Origin of the sequence: Sneathiella sp. (genome assembly GCF_002694385.1) — a bacterium.
In the GTDB taxonomy this organism is placed as follows: domain Bacteria; phylum Pseudomonadota; class Alphaproteobacteria; order Sneathiellales; family Sneathiellaceae; genus Sneathiella.
In genome coordinates, this window is record NZ_NZMB01000012.1 from 21,481 (window position 1) to 39,537 (window position 18,057).

General features: G+C 57.5%; 16 protein-coding genes, 1 tRNA gene and 1 pseudogene. 9 read left to right on the forward strand and 9 right to left on the reverse strand.

Annotated elements, in window-relative coordinates; translation table 11 throughout:
- Positions 1-311: 311 nt before the first annotated feature.
- Positions 312-388 (reverse strand) — tRNA-Arg (locus CMN55_RS06850).
- Positions 389-647: 259 nt separating this feature from the next.
- On the opposite strand from CMN55_RS06850, the gene CMN55_RS06855 reads away from it, so the two are divergent.
- Together CMN55_RS06855 and CMN55_RS06860 are read left to right on the forward strand one after the other, a co-directional pair.
- The gene (locus tag CMN55_RS06855) at positions 648-1,838 is read left to right on the forward strand and encodes a hypothetical protein (RefSeq protein WP_293948801.1); all 1,191 of its coding nucleotides are present in this window, start codon (positions 648-650) and stop codon (positions 1,836-1,838) included.
- Positions 1,839-2,056: 218 nt separating this feature from the next.
- On the forward strand, positions 2,057-2,785 hold the full coding sequence (locus CMN55_RS06860; protein ID WP_293948803.1) for a glutathione peroxidase: 729 nt from the start codon (positions 2,057-2,059) through the stop codon (positions 2,783-2,785).
- 124 nt (positions 2,786-2,909) lie between these two features.
- Here the strand turns inward: CMN55_RS06860 and CMN55_RS06865 are convergent, their stop codons facing one another.
- Positions 2,910-4,388, reverse strand: coding sequence for an ABC transporter substrate-binding protein (locus CMN55_RS06865; RefSeq protein ID WP_293948804.1), 1,479 nt, complete (start codon positions 4,386-4,388; stop codon positions 2,910-2,912).
- Positions 4,389-4,422: 34 nt separating this feature from the next.
- Positions 4,423-5,409 carry a P1 family peptidase gene (locus tag CMN55_RS06870; protein ID WP_293948805.1) on the reverse strand — a complete coding sequence of 329 codons (987 nt, stop codon included), beginning with the start codon at positions 5,407-5,409 and terminating at the stop codon, positions 4,423-4,425.
- 101 nt (positions 5,410-5,510) lie between these two features.
- Here CMN55_RS06870 and ggt point away from each other — a divergent pair, with 101 nt between their 5' ends.
- Positions 5,511-7,214: a gamma-glutamyltransferase gene (gene ggt, locus CMN55_RS06875; RefSeq protein WP_293948806.1), complete on the forward strand. Its 1,704-nt coding sequence runs from the start codon at positions 5,511-5,513 to the stop codon at positions 7,212-7,214.
- A gap of 3 nt (positions 7,215-7,217) precedes the next feature.
- Here ggt and CMN55_RS06880 read toward each other — a convergent pair whose 3' ends face one another.
- The 5 genes from CMN55_RS06880 to CMN55_RS06900 form a co-directional block, all read right to left on the reverse strand.
- Positions 7,218-7,991 (reverse strand): methyltransferase domain-containing protein, encoded by a 774-nt coding sequence (locus CMN55_RS06880; protein WP_293948809.1) that lies wholly within the window; start codon positions 7,989-7,991, stop codon positions 7,218-7,220.
- A 91-nt stretch (positions 7,992-8,082) separates the two neighbouring features.
- Entirely contained in the window at positions 8,083-8,463 is a 381-nt protein-coding gene (locus CMN55_RS06885) for a hypothetical protein (RefSeq protein WP_293948811.1), read from the reverse strand.
- A 73-nt stretch (positions 8,464-8,536) separates the two neighbouring features.
- Entirely contained in the window at positions 8,537-9,907 is a 1,371-nt protein-coding gene (locus CMN55_RS06890; RefSeq protein WP_293948813.1) for a sensor histidine kinase, read from the reverse strand.
- Positions 9,908-10,013: 106 nt separating this feature from the next.
- Complete coding sequence (locus CMN55_RS06895) at positions 10,014-11,444, reverse strand: dihydrolipoyl dehydrogenase family protein (RefSeq protein ID WP_293948815.1); 1,431 nt, start codon at positions 11,442-11,444, stop codon at positions 10,014-10,016.
- 14 nt (positions 11,445-11,458) lie between these two features.
- Complete coding sequence (locus CMN55_RS06900) at positions 11,459-12,298, reverse strand: TVP38/TMEM64 family protein (protein ID WP_293948817.1); 840 nt, start codon at positions 12,296-12,298, stop codon at positions 11,459-11,461.
- A 265-nt stretch (positions 12,299-12,563) separates the two neighbouring features.
- Here CMN55_RS06900 and rpmH point away from each other — a divergent pair, with 265 nt between their 5' ends.
- The 6 genes from rpmH to argB are packed head-to-tail and all read left to right on the forward strand — an operon-like array spanning position 12,564 to position 16,710.
- Positions 12,564-12,698 (forward strand): 50S ribosomal protein L34, encoded by a 135-nt coding sequence (rpmH, locus tag CMN55_RS06905; protein ID WP_293948819.1) that lies wholly within the window; start codon positions 12,564-12,566, stop codon positions 12,696-12,698.
- 3 nt (positions 12,699-12,701) lie between these two features.
- Positions 12,702-13,076: a ribonuclease P protein component gene (gene rnpA / locus CMN55_RS06910; RefSeq protein ID WP_293948821.1), complete on the forward strand. Its 375-nt coding sequence runs from the start codon at positions 12,702-12,704 to the stop codon at positions 13,074-13,076.
- Entirely contained in the window at positions 13,073-13,357 is a 285-nt protein-coding gene (gene yidD, locus CMN55_RS06915; RefSeq protein ID WP_293948823.1) for a membrane protein insertion efficiency factor YidD, read from the forward strand. The genes rnpA and yidD overlap by 4 nt, the downstream gene beginning before the upstream one ends.
- 16 nt (positions 13,358-13,373) lie before the next feature.
- Positions 13,374-15,119, forward strand: coding sequence for a membrane protein insertase YidC (yidC, locus tag CMN55_RS06920; protein WP_293948825.1), 1,746 nt, complete (start codon positions 13,374-13,376; stop codon positions 15,117-15,119).
- A gap of 13 nt (positions 15,120-15,132) precedes the next feature.
- On the forward strand, positions 15,133-15,795 hold the full coding sequence (yihA, locus tag CMN55_RS06925) for a ribosome biogenesis GTP-binding protein YihA/YsxC (protein WP_293948827.1): 663 nt from the start codon (positions 15,133-15,135) through the stop codon (positions 15,793-15,795).
- 3 nt (positions 15,796-15,798) lie between these two features.
- Positions 15,799-16,710 carry an acetylglutamate kinase gene (argB, locus tag CMN55_RS06930; RefSeq protein WP_293948829.1) on the forward strand — a complete coding sequence of 304 codons (912 nt, stop codon included), beginning with the start codon at positions 15,799-15,801 and terminating at the stop codon, positions 16,708-16,710.
- Between the two features lie 30 nt (positions 16,711-16,740).
- Here argB and CMN55_RS17105 read toward each other — a convergent pair.
- Positions 16,741-17,985 (reverse strand): annotated as a pseudogene (locus CMN55_RS17105) (DUF2336 domain-containing protein).
- Positions 17,986-18,057: the final 72 nt, after the last annotated feature.

An 18,057-nucleotide genomic window follows, 5' to 3' on the forward strand; every position in this document is an offset into this window, starting at 1 on the left:
CAGCGAATCCGTTATCCGAGCCTATGAGAAGCGCATCGGTGATCTAGAAACGGATCGCATGATTATCCGCGAGCGGATCGAAAAATGCGGCACACCGCTGGCTACCTATGAGGAGACGTTCGAACACTCGATGACGTTTCTGGCAAACCCTTGGAATATTTGGGAAAACGGCAGCATTGAGCACCGTCAAACGGTCCTCAAACTGGCCTTTGCGGACCAACTGGCGTATGACCGCGAAAGCGGTTTTCGAACACCAGAAATATCCTTACCATTCAAGATGTTAGGGGATATTTGCAGTGGAAATTTGGAAATGGCGCACCGGGGAAGATTCGAACTCCCGACCCCCAGATTCGTAGTCTGGTGCTCTATCCAGCTGAGCTACCGGTGCTTACTCTCGTTGATGGCGGGGCAACTTGTTGCTTGCGGCCGCCTGCGGATCGGGAAATTAATCAAAAGGGGGGGGCATTGCAAGCGATTAAACCGCATTTGCGTAAAAAGTTGCCGCGAAATCGGTTCTTGTCGCCACGCTGTACATTGGATACTATCGGCCCTGATTTCCGGTTACCCGTAACCGCCCGGCCCGGATGGGGGATTTCCCTGCCGCTTCGGGATATTGCGCGCATAGAAACAAAGAGTGTTTTACAACCATGGTATTCAACCTTACCCGCCCCGTTGCCATCAGCGCCGCTCTCCTTCTTGCGAGTTGCTCCTTTATAGATGAAACGTTGCTTCCTCCGCTCACCGGTGATCCGGCGCCGTCGCAAACGGTGGCGAGTGAGGCAGAAAAAGCAGACGCCGCGGCGAAGCTATCGCCGGAAGACATCCGCGCCATGAAACCCTCCGGCCCGATTTCGAGCGCTTCCGGCGCGTCGGCAGACGCGGCCGCCCCGGCGCCCGCCAGCAGCGTCGCCGGACGGTTCGATCTGCCGCCCGTCACCTCGGCGCCTGCAACGGGGACGGTTGTCGGCCAGCGGGTCGAAACATTGCGGGGCAATCTTCGTGCCCTGCAAGCGCGGATAGATCAGGGCAGCAGCGAGTATGAAACCATCGAGGCGTCCACCACCACCACGTCACAGCGCTACCACGGCACCATGGCCGCCATTAACCAGCGCCTGCAAATTGGTACAACCAAAGGCAACCCCATTCTGATCAATCAGTGGAACGAGGCGCAAAAGGATCTGGAACGCATCGCCGCGGATGTCTCCCGGATGAACAGCCTGGCCAATACCGTCGCGGAGGATGCGGGTGAAGTCGGCTTCCTGCTCGAATCGGTGCAGTCCGCTTTTGATCTCAGCGGCGCGATCGAGGAAGACCACCGTCAGCTCACCATCCTGGAAGATGAGACAAGCCGCACGTCGGTGCTGGCCAACCGGCTGCTGTCGCAACTGACCAATGATATCAACCGCCAGACCGCCTATGTGGGGACGGAGCGGATGAATCTCACCAACACGTCGATTGCCATCAAGAATGGCGGCTTTCTCGGCAGCAGCGCCAGCACGCGCAAAGGCCTTGAAACAGCCAAGCTTGACCAGCCCGCAAGGGACGGGCGGCAGGCGCTTGTCATTATCCGCTTCGACCGGGATGACGTGGCCTATGAAAACGCGCTGTATGACGCCATCAGCCGGGCCTTGCAGGAACGGCCGCAATCCAGCTTCGATGTCGTCTCCATCGCCCCTCTCTCTGGCGATCTTGCCGGCAATCAGGCGCGCGCCGCCCGCAATGCCGAGCGGGTGTTGCGCTCTCTGACGGATATGGGGCTTCCGGCCTCTCGCGTGGCGCTGTCCAGCACGGCGAACGCCAATGTCGCCTCTAACGAAGTGCATATCTATCTTCGCTGATCCAACCACCGAAGACGACTCCTGCGAAATATCATCGCCAATGTAAACGGCGGGACGGCCACCTTCGACCGCTAACATATTGCCGGAAAAGGGATAATTTTATCCATCCCGCCTCTTTCCTTTTTCAGTTAAAATAATTCTAAAAATTACTTGCACAAAATATTCAGGCAATTATATGTAGGGCATCGTTAATCACAAATTCATTGGAGCTGTTAGAGATGAAAAATATGGAAGGCCAGAAAGTCCCGAACGTCACCTTTAAAACCCGCGTAGGGGACGCATGGTGTGATCTGACCACGGATGAACTGTTCAAAGGCCAGAAGGTCATTGTTTTCGCCCTTCCCGGCGCCTTTACACCGACCTGTTCTTCATCCCATCTGCCCCGCTATAACGAACTGGCGCCGGTTTTCAAGGCCAGCGGCGTTGACCGCATTGTCTGCCTGTCCGTCAATGACACCTTCGTCATGAATGAATGGAAAAAGGACCAGAAAGCGGAAAACATCACCTTTGTTCCGGATGGAAGCGGCGAGTTTACCGAAGGCATGGGCATGCTTGTGGGTAAGGAAAACCTCGGTTTCGGCAAGCGGAGCTGGCGCTATTCCATGCTGGTCAATGACAGCGTTGTTGAGAAAATGTTTATCGAGCCCGACGTTGAAGGCGACCCGTTCGAGGTTTCCGACGCCGACACGATGCTCAACCACATCAATCCGTCGGCCGCCAAGCCGAAGGCCGTCACTGTCTTCACCAAGCCCGGCTGTGGCCATTGCGCCCGCGCCAAGGGGCTGCTGGAAAAAGCAGGCCTGCAGTATGAGGAAATTGTACTTGGCTCCGGTGCGACATTCCGTTCGCTCCGCGCCGTTGCGGGCGCCCTGACCGCGCCGCAGGTTTTCATTGATGGCCAGAAGATCGGCAGCGCCGACGATCTGGAGAAATACCTCGCCGCCTGATGCAGACGGCCCGCGGGGTCCGTTCCCGCGATGAAGGACGATTGTCGTCTCGATCCTTCAGAAAGAAACCCGCTGGTTTTCACCAGCGGGTTTTTTGTTTGCCTATGATATCAGAAGCGACGGATCAGTCGCTCCAGCTCATGCGGGCCACATCGGTTGCGAACAGCGGCAGGTCCTTCCAGACGCCGTTCAGCCCCTGACGGGCCACGATAATCCGCGGAAGCTGGAAGACATACCCGTTCACCGCATCCTCGGCGAGGATCTTCTGTGCTTCCTGCAACAGCTTCGTCCGCTCTTCCGGGGACGCCGCAGATTCGGCCGCCGCAACAGTTTCATTCAACTTCGGATTCTTGTAGTTGAAATAATAGTTGTCGCGGGTATAGATGCCGATATCCATCGGCTCCACATGCGCGACGATGGAGAGGTCATAATTCTTGTTCTTGTAGACTTCATCGAGCCATTTCGGCCAATCAACATTCTCGATATTGATCTTGAAACCGGCTTTTTCAAGCTGGGCCGCGATAATCTGGCCACCCTGACGGGCGTAGTTTTCAACGGGAGGCAGCTTGAATGACAGCTCAAGACCATCCGGATATCCGGCTTCGGCCAGCAGCTTTTTGGACAGCTCCGGATCAAACGGATAGGTGCCGGTCAGATCGACATAATCGGGATGATGCGGGGCGAAATGCGTCCCGATCGGCGTGCCATATCCGAACATCGCGCCATCAATTACTTCCTGCCGGTTGATGGCATGGGCAATCGCCTGACGCACCTTCAGCTTGGAAAGGGCCGGATTGGCATTATTGGTGCTGACGATCACCTCGCCGTTCGTATTGCCGATGATGACATTGTAACCATCTTTCAGCGCATCATTGGACAGCAGCTCCGGCGGGACATCCGTTGCATCCACATCGCCCGACAGCAGCGCCGCAAGACGCGCCGTGCCATCCCCGATGAAACGGATCGTCACTTCCTTGATCGGCAGGTTGTCCTTGTCGCGATAGGTGTCCGCGGCGGTCAGCTTCAGATTATCGCCCTTGGTCCAGCTTTCAAACTTGTAGGGGCCTGTGCCGACAGGGGCCGTTGCGTTATTTGCGTCGGTCGCCGGATCAACGATGACAGCCGTGGATTCGCCAAGCTGCTCCAGCAGATCGGGGCGGCGCTCCTTCAGCGTGATGACAACCGTATTGGCGTCGGGCGTCTCGATGCTTTCCATCACCTCGAAGCGGTCTTTGCGCTTGTTCTGGCTGCCTTCGGCCTTGTTCGCTTCAAAGGTATATTTCACGTCGGAGCTGTCAAAATCTGCGCCGTCATGGAATTTAACGCCCTCTTCCAGCTTGAAGGTATAGGTCAGGCCATCGTCGCTGATCGTCCAGCTTTTGGCGAGCAGCGGCTGCACCATGCCGTCGCCGTCAATCCGGGTCAGCCCCTCATAGACATTGTAAAGGGTTGTCAGTGAAATCGCAGCGGCGGCGCCGGTGCGCGGATCAAGCCCCGGGGGCTCCAGTTGCTGGGCAAAGACAACGCTGTCCTTTGCAGCCATGGCCGAAAACGGAGCCAGAATGGCACCCGCAACAGCGGCGGCGATAAACATTCTCTTCATAGACTCTTTCTCCCTAAAATGAAGCTTTGAAAGGTTACGACATAAATCCCGGTAGCCCGCCCAGACTTCTGGCGTGATAGACAGCGCGGGCAACCGAACGGGCAACACAATCTGCGGCCATTGCGCCGATCTTGGCTATGATATAGGGCCGCGGCCCCGACAGTTCTTTCTTCTCTGTCGACAATGCAAAAATACTATCGCCGTCAAAGGGGGTATGTACAGGCCTAATTGCGCGGGCGAAGCCGTCATGGGCCATAATCGCGATGCGCTGCATGTCTGATTTCGTAAGGGCGACATTGGTCGCCACAACGCCAATGGTCGTATTTTCCGCAAGGCGTGATTCTGCGGGCATGTCGAGCGGCAGATCCCCGCGCAAGTCCGGCGCTCCGAACCCGCCGAACTCCCCCTGCTGCTCAAACGGCCAGGCCCAGAAATGCCGGGTGCCGGGAATGAGAACGCTGCCGACCGGATTGACGGCGATGACCGCACCCACCTGAAGGCCATCCTCCGTAACGAGCGAGGCGCTGCCAAGGCCACCCTTCAGCTTGCCCGCCATGGCGCCGTAGCCCGCCCCGATATTGCCAAGATCGAAATCCTCACGAACAGTATCAACCGCCTGCTTGCCCAGCTCACGATAGGGCGGCATGTCGCCCCAGTCCTTGTTCCCCGCATTGACCAGATCAAACAGAATGGCGGAGGGGACAATCGGCACACGCACGCTGCGGGTCTCAAACCCCCGTCCCTGACGCGCCAGCGCCATGATCGCGCCGGAGGCCGCCTCCAGCCCATAGACGGACCCGCCGCTTAAAACGATGGCATCCACCCGATCCACCAGGCAATCGGGATTGAGAACTTCCGTCTCCCGCGTGCCGGGACCGCCGCCGCGCACATCCACCCCGGCAACCGCAGGCGCATCCGGCACGACCGCGGTCACCCCGGTCATAACCTCCGCATCTTCGGCATTGCCGATTTTTATGCCGTCCACATCTGTGATAAGATTTCTGGCGCCGGGCTTGCTCATGTGTTTCATCTTTTATGTTTATTTCCGAAACGTTAGCCTTGGCATGCCAGCGGGTCAACTTATCTTCGCACCTGCCGCAAAAACAGGAAAAGGATTGTTTTATGGGAAACAGATATATCTCCCCCCGCCTGCTGTTACCGGTCGTGATCCTGTTTGTTGCCCTGCACAAAGCCCCCGTGGCGGCGGAGACGGGGACATTCATGATCGCGGCCGCCAACCCGCTGGCGGCCGAGGCGGGGCGTGATATCCTTGCGCGCGGCGGCAGCGCCGTCGATGCGGCAATCGCAACGCAGATGGTCCTGACGCTGGTGGAGCCGCAATCCTCCGGCATTGGCGGCGGCGCGTTTATGCTGCATTTCGATGCGGCTGATAAAAAACTGGAAACATATGATGGCCGGGAGACCGCCCCGGCCAGCATCCGGGAAGATCATTTCCTGACCGCGGAGGGGGAGGCGAAGAAATTTTATGAGGCCGTCGTCGGCGGTGGTTCCGTCGGGGCGCCGGGCGTCCTCGCCCTGCTGGAGATGGCCCATCGCGATCACGGCAAACTTGAGTGGCGCGAGCTGTTTGAGCCCGCAATCCGGCTGGCCCGGGATGGCTTTCTGATCTCGCCGCGGCTTTATTTCCTGCTCGACCGGGATGAGCATCTCAAAACAAAATCCGCCGCCCGCGCTTACTTTTATGACGGGGAAGGCAAGGCCAAAGCGGTCGAAACCCGGCTTAAAAACCCCGCACTTGCGGATACATTCACGGTTATCGCGGAAGAAGGTGCCGCGGCCTTTTATCAGGGGGATATTGCCGCGGCGATTGTCGATACCGTGCAGCAGGATGCGGAAAACCCCGGCCTTCTCTCTCTCGATGATCTCGCAAGCTACCGCGCCGTCAAGCGCGATCCGGTCTGCGCCCCCTATCACGCCTATCAAGTCTGCGGCATGGGGCCGCCCACCTCCGGCGGCGTTACGCTGCTGCAAATGCTCCGGCTGCTGGAGGGGCAGAATATCGGCGCTCTGCCCCCGGCCAGCGCCGAAGCCATTGACCTGATTGCACAGGCCAGTGCGCTTGCATTCGCCGACCGGGGGAAATACCTCGCAGATGCGGATTTCGTGGATGTCCCGGTCACGGCATTGCTGGCGCCCGGCTATATCAAACAGCGCGCCGCGCTGATCCAGCCGGGCGAATCGCCTCTCCCCTTTGCGGCCGGCACACCGCTGGAAAGGCAGGGGTCTCTCGGGATCGACGATGCCATCGAGCTCCCCTCCACCAGCCATTTCAGCATCCTCGACAGTTTCGGCAACGCCGTTTCCATGACCACATCGGTGGAGAATGCCTTCGGCTCCCGCCTGATGACAGGAGGCTTCATCCTCAATAACCAGCTGACGGACTTCTCCTTTCACCCGAGAACGGAAGACGGCCCCGTCGCCAACCGCGTTGAGCCCGGCAAACGCCCGCGCAGCTCCATGTCACCCACGATGGTCTTTGACGCCGACGGCAATCTGGAAATGGTCATCGGCTCTCCCGGCGGCGGGCGGATCATCGGCTATGTTCTGAAAACGCTGATCGCCGCGCTCGACTGGAAGATGGATATCGGCGCCGCCATTGACATGCCGCATTTTATCAACCGCAATGGCGCCCTGGAACTGGAGAAAGACACCCCCGTCGCCGATTTGCAATCCGCGCTCGAAGAGATGGGATATAAAGTCAATGTCCGCCCCCTCAACAGCGGGCTGCACGCCATTCGCATCACGCCGGACGGCGTGACCGGCGGCGCGGATCCGCGACGTGAAGGCGTCGTTCTCGACAGATAAGGCCTATCCGCCCGCCACCTGAACGACAATAAAGAGGCGGGAGAAAGGATAAATGGTCGCGCCATCCTGCCGCATCGGGTAGGCCTGCAGCAGGCGCTCCGCATACTGACTTTCGAAAATCGCCGCTTCCTCGGGCTTAAGCGCGGCAAGAAACGGCCGCAACGCCGTGCCCCGCGTCCATTCCAGCACCGCATCCTTTCCCTTCAACACCTGAAAATAGGTTGTCTCCCAGATATTGATTTTCTCGACCAGCGGCGAGAGCAGTTCGAAATACCAGTCGATCTTGTGCACGGGCGCGGGGCGGACAAGGGAGCCAAGGCGATCATACCATTCGGGGGAGCGCGCGAGATCGTAGAGATTTTCATGGGACGGGGCGTTGAAGTTATTCGGCATCTGCACCGCCAGAACCCCGCCCGGACGAAGCTGCGTCAGCAGTTTTGGAAACAGGATCTCATGATTATCCAGCCATTGCAGGGCGGCATTGCTGAAAATCAGATTGGCTTTGCTGGTCGGGCTGAAGCTGCCGATATCCTGCTGCTTCCATTCAAGGGACGGATGATCCGCCCGTGCCTTCGCCAGCATTTCCGCGGAATTATCAACGCCCGTGACGATTGCCTCGTTCCAGTGCTGCGAGAGAAGGGATGTGATATGACCCGTGCCGCAGCCAAGGTCATAGATGAATGTCGGGGCATTCAGCGGCACCTGCGATAACAGATCGAACGCCGGGCGCAGCCGATGATCAGAGAACAGATTATATTGTTCCGGGTTCCATGTCATTGTGCGCTGCTCCTTTTCTGCCTGTGCATAAGGTAGCAACTTTATGAGAGGATTTCACGATGGTTTCCTGAAAAACCGATAAAGAGGCAAATCAGTCCTCTGTCTTCCAGTCAATTTCCTCGGCCTTCAGACGCTGATATTCCGACGCGCTGACATAAGGCGCGCCCATGGAGGCGAGCGGCGGGACTTTCCGGACCCTGGGCGAGCGTTCATTCAGATAGGGGTTCGGCTCACTGTAGCAATCCACCGTACCAAGCGACCGGTAACAATAGAGTGGTGCCTGAACCACGGCCTCACCCTCCACCTCGGGGCAGAACTCCTTGCCCTTTGACAGATGCGTGAAGGAACAGGTTTCACCGAACGCACCGGCGACCTTCTGATCCGCCGATTTGAACATGTCGCTGGAACAGCCCCCTGTCGATATCGCAAAGGCCAGTAGCAGGACGACTGTCCATAAGCGAGATTTCCCCATATATAAAGTCCCTGTCAGGCGGAAATAAACAATTGAACCGCAAACAGATTATTTTGACGCCGTTTAAATTGTGTTAATCGGGCAGATCAATGCAAAAAATGGTGCCGGATGGCCCCGTCCGTTCCAGCGTGATTTCCCCGCCATGCGCGATGACAAGTTCGCGCACGATGGAAAGCCCAAGCCCCGTCCCCCCGGCCCGCGCCGATCCGGAAAAGGGCTCGAACAAATGCGCTTTCGCTTTTTCAGGGAGTCCCGGCCCGGTATCCATAATCCGGATCAGGGTGCGCGATCCGGCCCTGAGCGCGTGTATTTCAAGCGTCCCCTTCCCCTCCATCGCCTGAACGGCATTGCGGCTGAGGTTAAGAAGAATGCGGTAGAACTGCTCACGATCCGCATTGAGCATCATGCCCGACGGTATTCTGTTTCTCCAGTCAATGCTCTCGCTCTCGCGCAAACCCACCGAGGCCTTCACCTCATTGACCAGCGGTTCCAGCAGAAACCGTTCCTTGCGTGGCTCCCGCTCATCCGCCCGGCCGAATTTGAGGGTTTGCGTGCAAAGGTCAATCGCCCGGTCAATACTGGTCATCAAACGCGGAACGATTTTCTGCACTTTCGGATCCTCGATCCGGGCCAGGCTGTCGCTGACGATCTGCGACGTGGACAGAATGTTCCGCAGATCATGGCTGATCTTGGTAACCGCCGTTCCCAAGGCGACCAGATGCTGCTTCTGCTTCAACGCGGCGCGAAGGCGGGTCTGCATGATCTCAAGCTCCCGCTCTGCAATGCCGATTTCATCGCTCCGCCCGGAGGGAAGAAAAGCGGTGCGCACATCTTCCGGTGCCCGGCGAAAGCTGATCATACTCTCGCTCAAGCGGCGCATCGGCCGGACCATCAGCCAGTGCAGGGCGAAATAGACAAGAATGGCCGTCAGGGTCGAAATCAGCAGCGAAACCCAGAAAATATTCCAGGCATATTTATACATTTCCCGAATCAGCGGCGCCTCATCAATCACGACTTCCAGCTGGGAATTGGGTTCATTCTCAATCGGGCTCAGGATCCGGATAATCCGGCCCGGCCCGCGGATCAGGCTTGCAAAGGCATCCTCAATCAGGCCGAAGGGGTTGTCCTCCGCCAGGTTATACTCCGCGTCGATGATATAGGGCATATTCTCGCGCAGGATCAGCAGGCGGGTATTCGCGCCATGCAGGACAACGCTGCGGGCGCCAACGCGGAACAGCAGCTCCTCACGCAATTCCTCGGATACCATATTATCCGGCGACGCCAGCAGGGAAAGGGTGGCGAGGTGGGCAAAATCGACCTTTTTTTCAAGATAATTGAGACGGAAAAAGGCAATGGAGGGCACAAAGATCAGAATTTCCGCCAGCATAACGAACAGCAGCGTCAACACCAGCAACCGTGCCGAGAGGCTGCGAAAAGGCGCCAATATTTTATCCCAGAATGCCATTACCAACGATAAATCAAAACATCGGCCCGCATCAACTTAATGATACCTCTACCTGAAGAGGAGGTCCGGAAACATCCGTTTCCATTTAGCCGAAGAGAGACAGAAAGCGGACAAGTGCCCGGGTGCGCGGGCTGAACAGACCGGGCGTGTAATAGGAGCCAGCTGCCCGCTTGCCAATTTCGCCAAGCGTGGGGTAAGGCGCGATATAGCTCGCCATGGCGGAAATTTTCAGACCGCCGGAAATGGCCAGCACCCAGGGATGAATGAGTTCCCCGGCATGCGTTCCGACGATGCCCGCGCCAAGGATACGCCCCCTACGGCCGGTGACGACCTTGATCAGTCCTGTCTCCAGCCGGTCGGTCCGGGCGCGGTCAATGTCGCTGAACGGGCAGGTCAGAACCCTGATTTTATCGCCATGACGTTCGCGCGCCTGATCTTCGGTCAGACCGACGCTGGCAAGTTCCGGATCGGTATAGGTGACATGCGGCAGCGCCTCGTAACTCGCCTTCGCTGGCAGCCGGAACAGGGCGTTGCGGATCACGATGCCTGCCTGATACCCCGCCGCATGGGTAAACTGCGGACCCCCCGCCACATCGCCAATGGCAAAAATCTTTTTGTTTGTCGTCCGTAACCTGGCATCGGTTTTTATTCCGGAGCGCGAATATTCGATGCCCGCCACTTCCAGGTTAAGACCCGCAACTGTCGCCCCTCTGCCGGTCGCGACCAGCAGATGCGATCCGGCCAGCACTTCTTTTCCATCCGTCCCCTCCAGCGTAACGCGCAATTCTCCGCCCGCGTCCTGCTGCACTGACGAGACGCGCGCCCCCTCCCGGATATCCCCCCCTTCCCGCCGGAGGGCTGCAAGAACAACTGCCGTCAACTCCGGATCATCCCGCGCGAGCGCCGTTGCGGCCTCCAGCACCGTGATCCGTGAGCCCAGACGCACAAAAGCCTGCGCCATTTCAAGCCCAATCGGCCCGCCGCCGATTATGATCAGGTGAGAGGGGAGTTCCGGCAGATCGAACAGGGTCTCATTGGTGAGGTAGCTGATATCGGCAAGCCCCGGAATGGGCGGGATCACGGCATGGGAACCGGTGGCAATGACAAACCGGCGTGCAGTAATGCGATCCGCCCCGACGGCAAGCTCGCGTTCTGAGACGAAGCTTCCCTGCCCCTCAATTACCGTAACGCCCAGGCCTTCAAACCGCTCCACCGAATCATGAGGAGCAATCGCGGCAATGACCGCAGCGACGTGATCCATGACTTTCGGAAAATCCACGGTCGGTGGCGCGATCCTGATTCCGAAAGGCCCGGCATTCTGCGCCTCGGCGGTTTTTTTCGCCGCCGCCAGCAGCGCCTTGGACGGGACGCAGCCATAATTGAGACAATCACCGCCCATTTTCGCAGCCTCAACAAGGACGGTTTTAGCGCCCATCTGGCTGGCCCCGGCCGCGACGGACAAGCCGCCCGATCCCGCACCGATCACACAGATATCCGCTTTGATCTTTCTTCCCATGGCGACCTTTTCTCCTATTGCCGGGGCCTGCGGAACTTTTTGAGGACGACCGGTAGCAGCGCGATAGCCCCGAGGGCGGCGAGCGCGACGAGAATCTCCCCCGTCACCAGCGAGGAAATCTGAAAATCCAGCACACAGTCCGCCCGGTCCGCGTCGAGACAGGCCTGATAGACGGATTGCTGCTCCCGTATAATACTATCAAGACTCCCCCCGAGATACGCAAAGGCGAATGTTCCGGGAATGATGCCGACCAGCGTCCCGATGATATAGGTCCCGAGACCAACCCCCAGAAACGCCGGCGCGATATTGACCAGCCAGAAGGGAAATAACGGGACAAGGCGCAGGAACAGCATATAACTCATGGCATTTTCGGCAAAGCCGTCTTCAAGCTTTTTCAGCCATGGTCCGGCCTTTTCACGCAGCGGCGCCCCCAGCGAGGTTGCGGCAATCATGAATATCAGCGTTGCACCGGCCGTCGCGGCAAAGACGGTCATGGCGCCGGCCGCGATCCAGCCGAACAGAAAGCCCCCCGTTACCGTCATGAGAAGGCCGCCCGGCAATGAAAGCGCCACAACCACTACATAAAGCGCCATATACAGCAACGCCGCAATGACATAGTTATCGGCAACAAAATGCAGCAGCCGGTCGCGATGATCACTGAGCGCGCGAAATGTCAGATAGCTATCAAGGTCAAAGATGAAAAAAGCCGCGATGGCGGCCAGAACGGCGCATAACGGGATCAGCCGCCCAAAGCTGAATTTTTTAGGCGCGCGCGCCCCATTCCCGGACAGGGGCGATTTAGACGAATCATTCCCTTCGTCACTATCGGCTTTTCCCCTGTTGAAACCTGCCATGAATATGTCCCTGTGAATGAAGATGGCAACGGAGATCCGGCGGAATATTGCTTTAATTTATAATGCGTAACTTATCCGATCTTGACGCCCGGTGATAGCCGGGTAAATCCGGCCTCAAGCGAACGTGAGCCGATTTGACCTCGACCCTGCGACAGATAGGCGCAAAATTCATCTCCTGCATTGACTTCATGGGGGAGAGACCTTATACAGCGGGGCTTGTTTTCCCTTCGCGCGAGACTGCGCGGATGATCGACGGAGAAGTCTCTTGAAACGTACATATCAACCGAGCAAACTTGTTCGCACGCGCCGCCATGGGTTTCGTGCACGCCGGGCAACGGTCGGTGGTCGCCGGGTTCTTGCCAATCGCCGGGCAAAAGGCCGCAAGAGCCTGTCAGCCTAAATCATGCCGATTGGCGTCGAGCGGTTGAAAAAACGCGCGGAATTCCTCCGTGTTGCCTCTGTTCGTCGCAAATGGGCAGCACCGGGTATGGTGCTGCAGGCCGCCCGTGGCGCACAAACGAGTGAAGCAGATGTTTCGCGCGTCGGCTTTACCGTGACCAAAAAGGTGGGCAATGCGGTTGTCCGCAACCGGATAAAGCGTCGCCTTCGCGCGGCGGCGGATCAGGTTATCCCGCATCATGCCCAAAGCGGATGGGACTTCGTACTGATTGGCCGCCAGGGCTCTCTCGGGCGGGATTTTACCGATCTGACATTCGATCTGAGACGGGCGCTGGAGAAAGTCGGCGCGAGCACAGCAACAGACCGGGGGACAGCGTGATCATCAAAGCCGCTGTCTTCCTGCTGATGCTGCCGATCAAGGCGTACCAATATGTCATCTCGCCCCTGCTACCGGCGAGTTGCCGTTACTATCCAAGCTGTTCATCCTATGCTATTGAGGCGCTGGCGACACATGGCCCGATGAAGGGAAGCTGGCTGACGCTGCGACGGATCGCGCGATGCCACCCTTTCGGCGGGCAGGGCTTTGATCCCGTCCCCGAAAAGCATAAAAACTGTCATCATGGCGCGGTAGACCTGACATCCCGCGCCCATACTGATTAACATTGGGACTGTAACCATGTCAGACCAGAAAAACCTGATCCTCGCGATTGTTCTTTGTTTCCTGATCATTTTCGGGTTTCAGTATTTTGTCGAAGGTCCGCAGATAGAACAGGAGCAGCAACAGGCGGAACAGGCCCAGTCCGGCGCCGCTGACGGGTCGACACCTGTCCCCTCCGCCTCTGGCGGCGATGCGGCCATACCCAATGCTCAGCTTCCGGCTACGCAAAACACCATGAGCCGGGAACAAAGCCTGCAAAAAGCTGATCGGGTGCGGATATACACCCCGACACTGCATGGATCGGTTTCGCTGACCGGCGCACGGCTCGATGATCTCACCCTGATCGACTACCGGGAGACTGTTGATCCGACAAGCCCCGAAATCAAGCTGCTGTCCCCGGCCGGCAGCCCGCGCCCCTATTATGCCGAATTCGGCTGGAGCCCGGCTCCTGGCACAACCGTGGCTCTACCCAACGCGCAGACCCTCTGGAGCACGGAGGCCGAGGAGCTGACCCCGGAAAAACCGCTGAAGCTGACCTGGGACAATGGTGAAGGGCTGATCTTTCATCGCACCATTTCAATTGATGAACATTACATGTTCGCCATTGAACAGACGGTCGAAAATAACAGCGGAAACCCGGTTACCCTTTATCCTTACGGCCTGATTTCCCGGCACGGTACGCCTGATACGACAGGTTTCTACATCCTGCATGAAGGACCGGTCGGCGTCTTCAACGACACGCTGGAAGAAGTGGATTATGACGATCTTGAAGATGGCAAAGCGCAAAACTTCACCTCGACCGGGGGCTGGCTGGGCATAACCGACAAATTCTGGCTGACCGCCCTCGTCCCCGATCAGAACGCCAATATCAAGGCGCGCATGTCCTATGCCCCGCAGGGCGCCCGTTATCAGACGGACTTCCTGAACCAGCAGGGCGTGACCATTGCCGCCGGTGAAACGGCCGGTGTAACCAACAGGATTTTCGCGGGCGCCAAGGAAGTCTCCGTTCTCGATGCCTATGAAGAACAGTATAAGATTTCCCGCTTCGATCTCGCCATTGACTGGGGCTGGTTCTATTTCCTGACCAAGCCGATCTATTTCGCCCTTGAGTTTCTGGACAAGCTGATCGGCAACCTCGGCCTTGCCATCATGGCGCTGACCGTCATCATCAAGGTTATCCTGCTCCCCCTCGCCCATAAATCCTATGTGTCGATGAGCAAGATGAAAAAGCTGCAGCCGGAAATGCTGAAGCTTCGCGACAAGTATGGCGATGACAAGCAGAAGCTCAATCAGGAAATGATGGCGCTGTATAAAAAGGAAAAGGCGAACCCGGCGGCGGGCTGTCTGCCGATCCTGTTGCAGATCCCCATTTTCTTCGCGCTCTACAAGGTGCTGTTCGTTACCCTGCTGATGCGCCACCAACCTTTCTTCGGCTATATCAAGGACCTGGCGGCGCCCGATCCGACGACCGTCTTCAACCTGTTCGGCCTTATCCCCTGGGATCCGCCGCAATTCCTGATGATTGGCTTCCTGCCGATCCTGATGGGTGTCAGCATGTTCCTGCAACAGAAGCTGAACCCGCAGCCGGCCGATCCGGTGCAGGCGAAGATTTTCCTCTTCATGCCTTTCTTCTTCACCTATCTGCTGGCAAGCTTTCCGGCAGGCCTTGTCATCTACTGGACATGGAACAACATTCTCAGCATGGCACAGCAGTGGCTGATCATGAAGCGGATGGGCGTCTCCGTTTCCGGGGACAAGAGCTGACAAGGGCGCATCCATGACAGCCCCGACAGACCCAGCCGATGAAGGCCATGCCCGGTTTATCGAAGCCGGGCGGCTGCTTTTCGCCAGGGAATGCCGGTTCATTGCGGGCGCGGCGAGTTTTGACATGCTGCCACCGCCCGGCATTACCGAAGTCGCCTTTGCCGGGCGTTCCAATGTCGGGAAATCCAGCCTGATCAATGCGCTCACAAACCGCAACACCCTTGCCCGCACCTCCAATACGCCGGGACGGACGCAGCAGATAAATTTTTTCGACCTCGGCGGCAGGCTCTATCTCGTTGACTTGCCCGGTCATGGCTACGCCAAGGCTTCGAAAGAAAAAATTGATATCTGGACGGATCTTGTGAACAGTTATCTGCGCGGACGGGCGGCATTGCGCCGGGTGCTGCTGCTGGTGGATTCGCGGCACGGCCTCAAATCCTCCGACCGCGAGGTGATGGATATGCTGGATACCGCCGCGGTCAGCTATCAGATCATCCTGACGAAGGTTGACAAGGGCAATAAAAGTGACGTGGAATCACTGACAACAAAAATCGGGGAGGAACTTGCCAAACGCCCGGCATCGCATCCGGAAATACTGGCAACAAGCTCCGCAAAGGGATACGGCATAGAGATGCTCCGTGCGGAGCTTGCAGCATTGGCGGAGGAGGCGGGTTAAACGATGAGTGAAAATTCCCTGACGGTAGAGGAACAGCTTGCCAAGGCGCGAACCCTCTCGGAAGCCCTGCCCTATATGCACCGTTTCAACGGCCAGACATTCGTCATCAAGTATGGCGGCCATGCCATGGGTGATGAAGAGCTGTCACATATGTTTGCCCGCGATGTCGCCCTGCTGAAACAGGTGGGCATCAATCCTGTTATCGTCCATGGCGGCGGGCCGCAGATCGGCAGCATGCTGCAACGGCTGCAAATCAACAGTTCCTTTATCGACGGGCTCAGGGTGACCGACCAGCANACGGTGGAAATCGCCGANATGGTCCTGTCCGGATCGCTGAACAANAANATNGTAACCTCCATCAACTCCGCNGGCGGGCTTGCCATNGGCCTGTCGGGNAAAGATGGCAAGCTGATCGAAGCNCAAAAGCTGACCCGCACAAAACGCGATCCCGACAGCAATATTGAACGCATCCTGGATCTNGGGTTTGTCGGCGAGCCAACCCGCATNAANCCNGAAATTCTGGAAAGNTTCGAGGAAAACAACGTTATTCCCGTTATNGCNCCCATCGGGGTCGGNCCGAACGGCCAGACCTACAATATCAATGCGGACACNGCGGCCGGNCATATCGCCGCCGCCATCGGGGCGACCAAGCTGATCATGATGACGGATGTCGAGGGTGTTCTGGATAAAAACAAGAAGCTGATCAANCGGCTNAGNCCGTCNGAAGTATTGAAATTACAGAAGGATGGCACCATCGCTGGCGGCATGATCCCCAAGCTGGANACCTGTCTCTATGCGTTGGAGGAAGGNGTGGAATCGGCAACCATTCTGGATGGCCGCATACCGCATGTTCTGCTNCTTGAAACCTTCACGGAGCATGGGGTTGGCACCATGATCACCGACGTCGAGGATTAANGCGCCGCGCGCGCGGCATCTGGCGCGNNCTCATTCGTCATANAAGGAAAGCTGCCAGTCCATTTCCTTGGGCGTGAAGGGATATTCGATCCCGTTACGGGCGTTGACGATNTCCTTACGCGCCACATGGGCGATNGTTGTCTGGATTCTGAAGGCAAGCCGCATACNCANNNCCGCNTTCCAGCAAAGCGANATGATCACCTTGCCNTTACGNGANGCGAGCATTGTTGCNACNTTTTNTGGACTNAANTTNCTGCGAAGCGACAGNGCCGCNGCNACAAATTCCTGATCCTTTGCCTCCACGGCATCACTGANGGCCTCTTCCCCAAGCGCGNCTTCAGCGAANAGCCTTTCCGCCGACANNCGCCCNTTTTCATCCGGAATTCCCGTAAACTCACGGGTTTCATCAATCCGGCTGCGGACAATGGCTTTCANNTCCNTTTCNNTTTCNTCCGACAGATTGTGGCGCTGCGCNAGNGCCTCAACCAGGGAGAAAGCNACAAANCCGGCAATCCGCCGCATGGCGCGCANTGACAGGTTAAGCCGCATGACCAGCGGTTCATGNAGNGGNNCNGCNNTTTCNGCCTGATCGATGATTTTATCGAGNGTGTCTTCACGGATTTTAGCGGAAGGATTGGCGAGCAANGCNGAGATTGCCGGNANTTCAAGCTGCGCAACGACNGCATCNGCAACTTCTTCACCGATATCCTGACGCCNCGCAATCGCCGGCAGGGCGCCNGCGGCTATTCCGCTGGCCATGATTTCCAGCANGTCATTGTCNGAGAGAAGCGGGGAATATTCCANNATCGGGCTNGCNACNATTTCNTCGACATCCTGCGCCAGNCTGAGNACGACATTTTGCGGCGCCCGTATNGTNTCTTTCAGGGTTTCGGCAACAATCGCCCGNACGGCGCTTGTCTGATCCCTTGCCAGAATCTCGATGACTTCNATCGTNCGNTGCAACAGAATNNCGGCCTGTTCGCCGGAGATNTCGGGAAGCAGCCGNCAGATCTTGCGCGCAAGNTCNATCCGCACNTCCAGNTCCTCATCCGTTGCCAGGATAAGATNGGCCTGTGTCGGCGTTGACGGATTNCTGGCAAGATTCCTNCGCACGTCATCCGCNTCNTCTTCCGTCAGATAATAGAGGATTTCCGGCTCTGTNTCCTGACNGGCNGCCANCTCGGNNCGCACGGNCAGTTCGNTGCTGAGCGCCCGCGCCTTGTTTTCCTCATATCGNAGAGAGATATCCGTATTCCGTTTGGAATGCNCTGTCATGATTGCAACACCCGACAGATTATNAATTCGTTTAGCTTCNNCATCATAGAGAATCCAANCTTAACAGGNTAT

Excerpts from the sequence above, each read along its gene's own strand:
- CMN55_RS06855 (WP_293948801.1), top strand. The coding sequence starts at position 648 with ATGGTATTCAACCTTACCCGCCCCGTTGCCATCAGCGCCGCTCTCCTT.
- CMN55_RS06860 (WP_293948803.1), top strand. The coding sequence starts at position 2,057 with ATGAAAAATATGGAAGGCCAGAAAGTCCCGAACGTCACCTTTAAAACC.
- CMN55_RS06865 (WP_293948804.1), bottom strand. The coding sequence starts at position 4,388 with ATGAAGAGAATGTTTATCGCCGCCGCTGTTGCGGGTGCCATTCTGGCT.
- CMN55_RS06870 (WP_293948805.1), bottom strand. The coding sequence starts at position 5,409 with ATGAGCAAGCCCGGCGCCAGAAATCTTATCACAGATGTGGACGGCATA.
- ggt (WP_293948806.1), top strand. The coding sequence starts at position 5,511 with ATGGGAAACAGATATATCTCCCCCCGCCTGCTGTTACCGGTCGTGATC.
- CMN55_RS06880 (WP_293948809.1), bottom strand. The coding sequence starts at position 7,991 with ATGACATGGAACCCGGAACAATATAATCTGTTCTCTGATCATCGGCTG.
- CMN55_RS06885 (WP_293948811.1), bottom strand. The coding sequence starts at position 8,463 with ATGGGGAAATCTCGCTTATGGACAGTCGTCCTGCTACTGGCCTTTGCG.
- CMN55_RS06895 (WP_293948815.1), bottom strand. The coding sequence starts at position 11,444 with ATGGGAAGAAAGATCAAAGCGGATATCTGTGTGATCGGTGCGGGATCG.
- CMN55_RS06900 (WP_293948817.1), bottom strand. The coding sequence starts at position 12,298 with ATGGCAGGTTTCAACAGGGGAAAAGCCGATAGTGACGAAGGGAATGAT.
- rnpA (WP_293948821.1), top strand. The coding sequence starts at position 12,702 with ATGCCGATTGGCGTCGAGCGGTTGAAAAAACGCGCGGAATTCCTCCGT.
- yidC (WP_293948825.1), top strand. The coding sequence starts at position 13,374 with ATGTCAGACCAGAAAAACCTGATCCTCGCGATTGTTCTTTGTTTCCTG.
- yihA (WP_293948827.1), top strand. The coding sequence starts at position 15,133 with ATGACAGCCCCGACAGACCCAGCCGATGAAGGCCATGCCCGGTTTATC.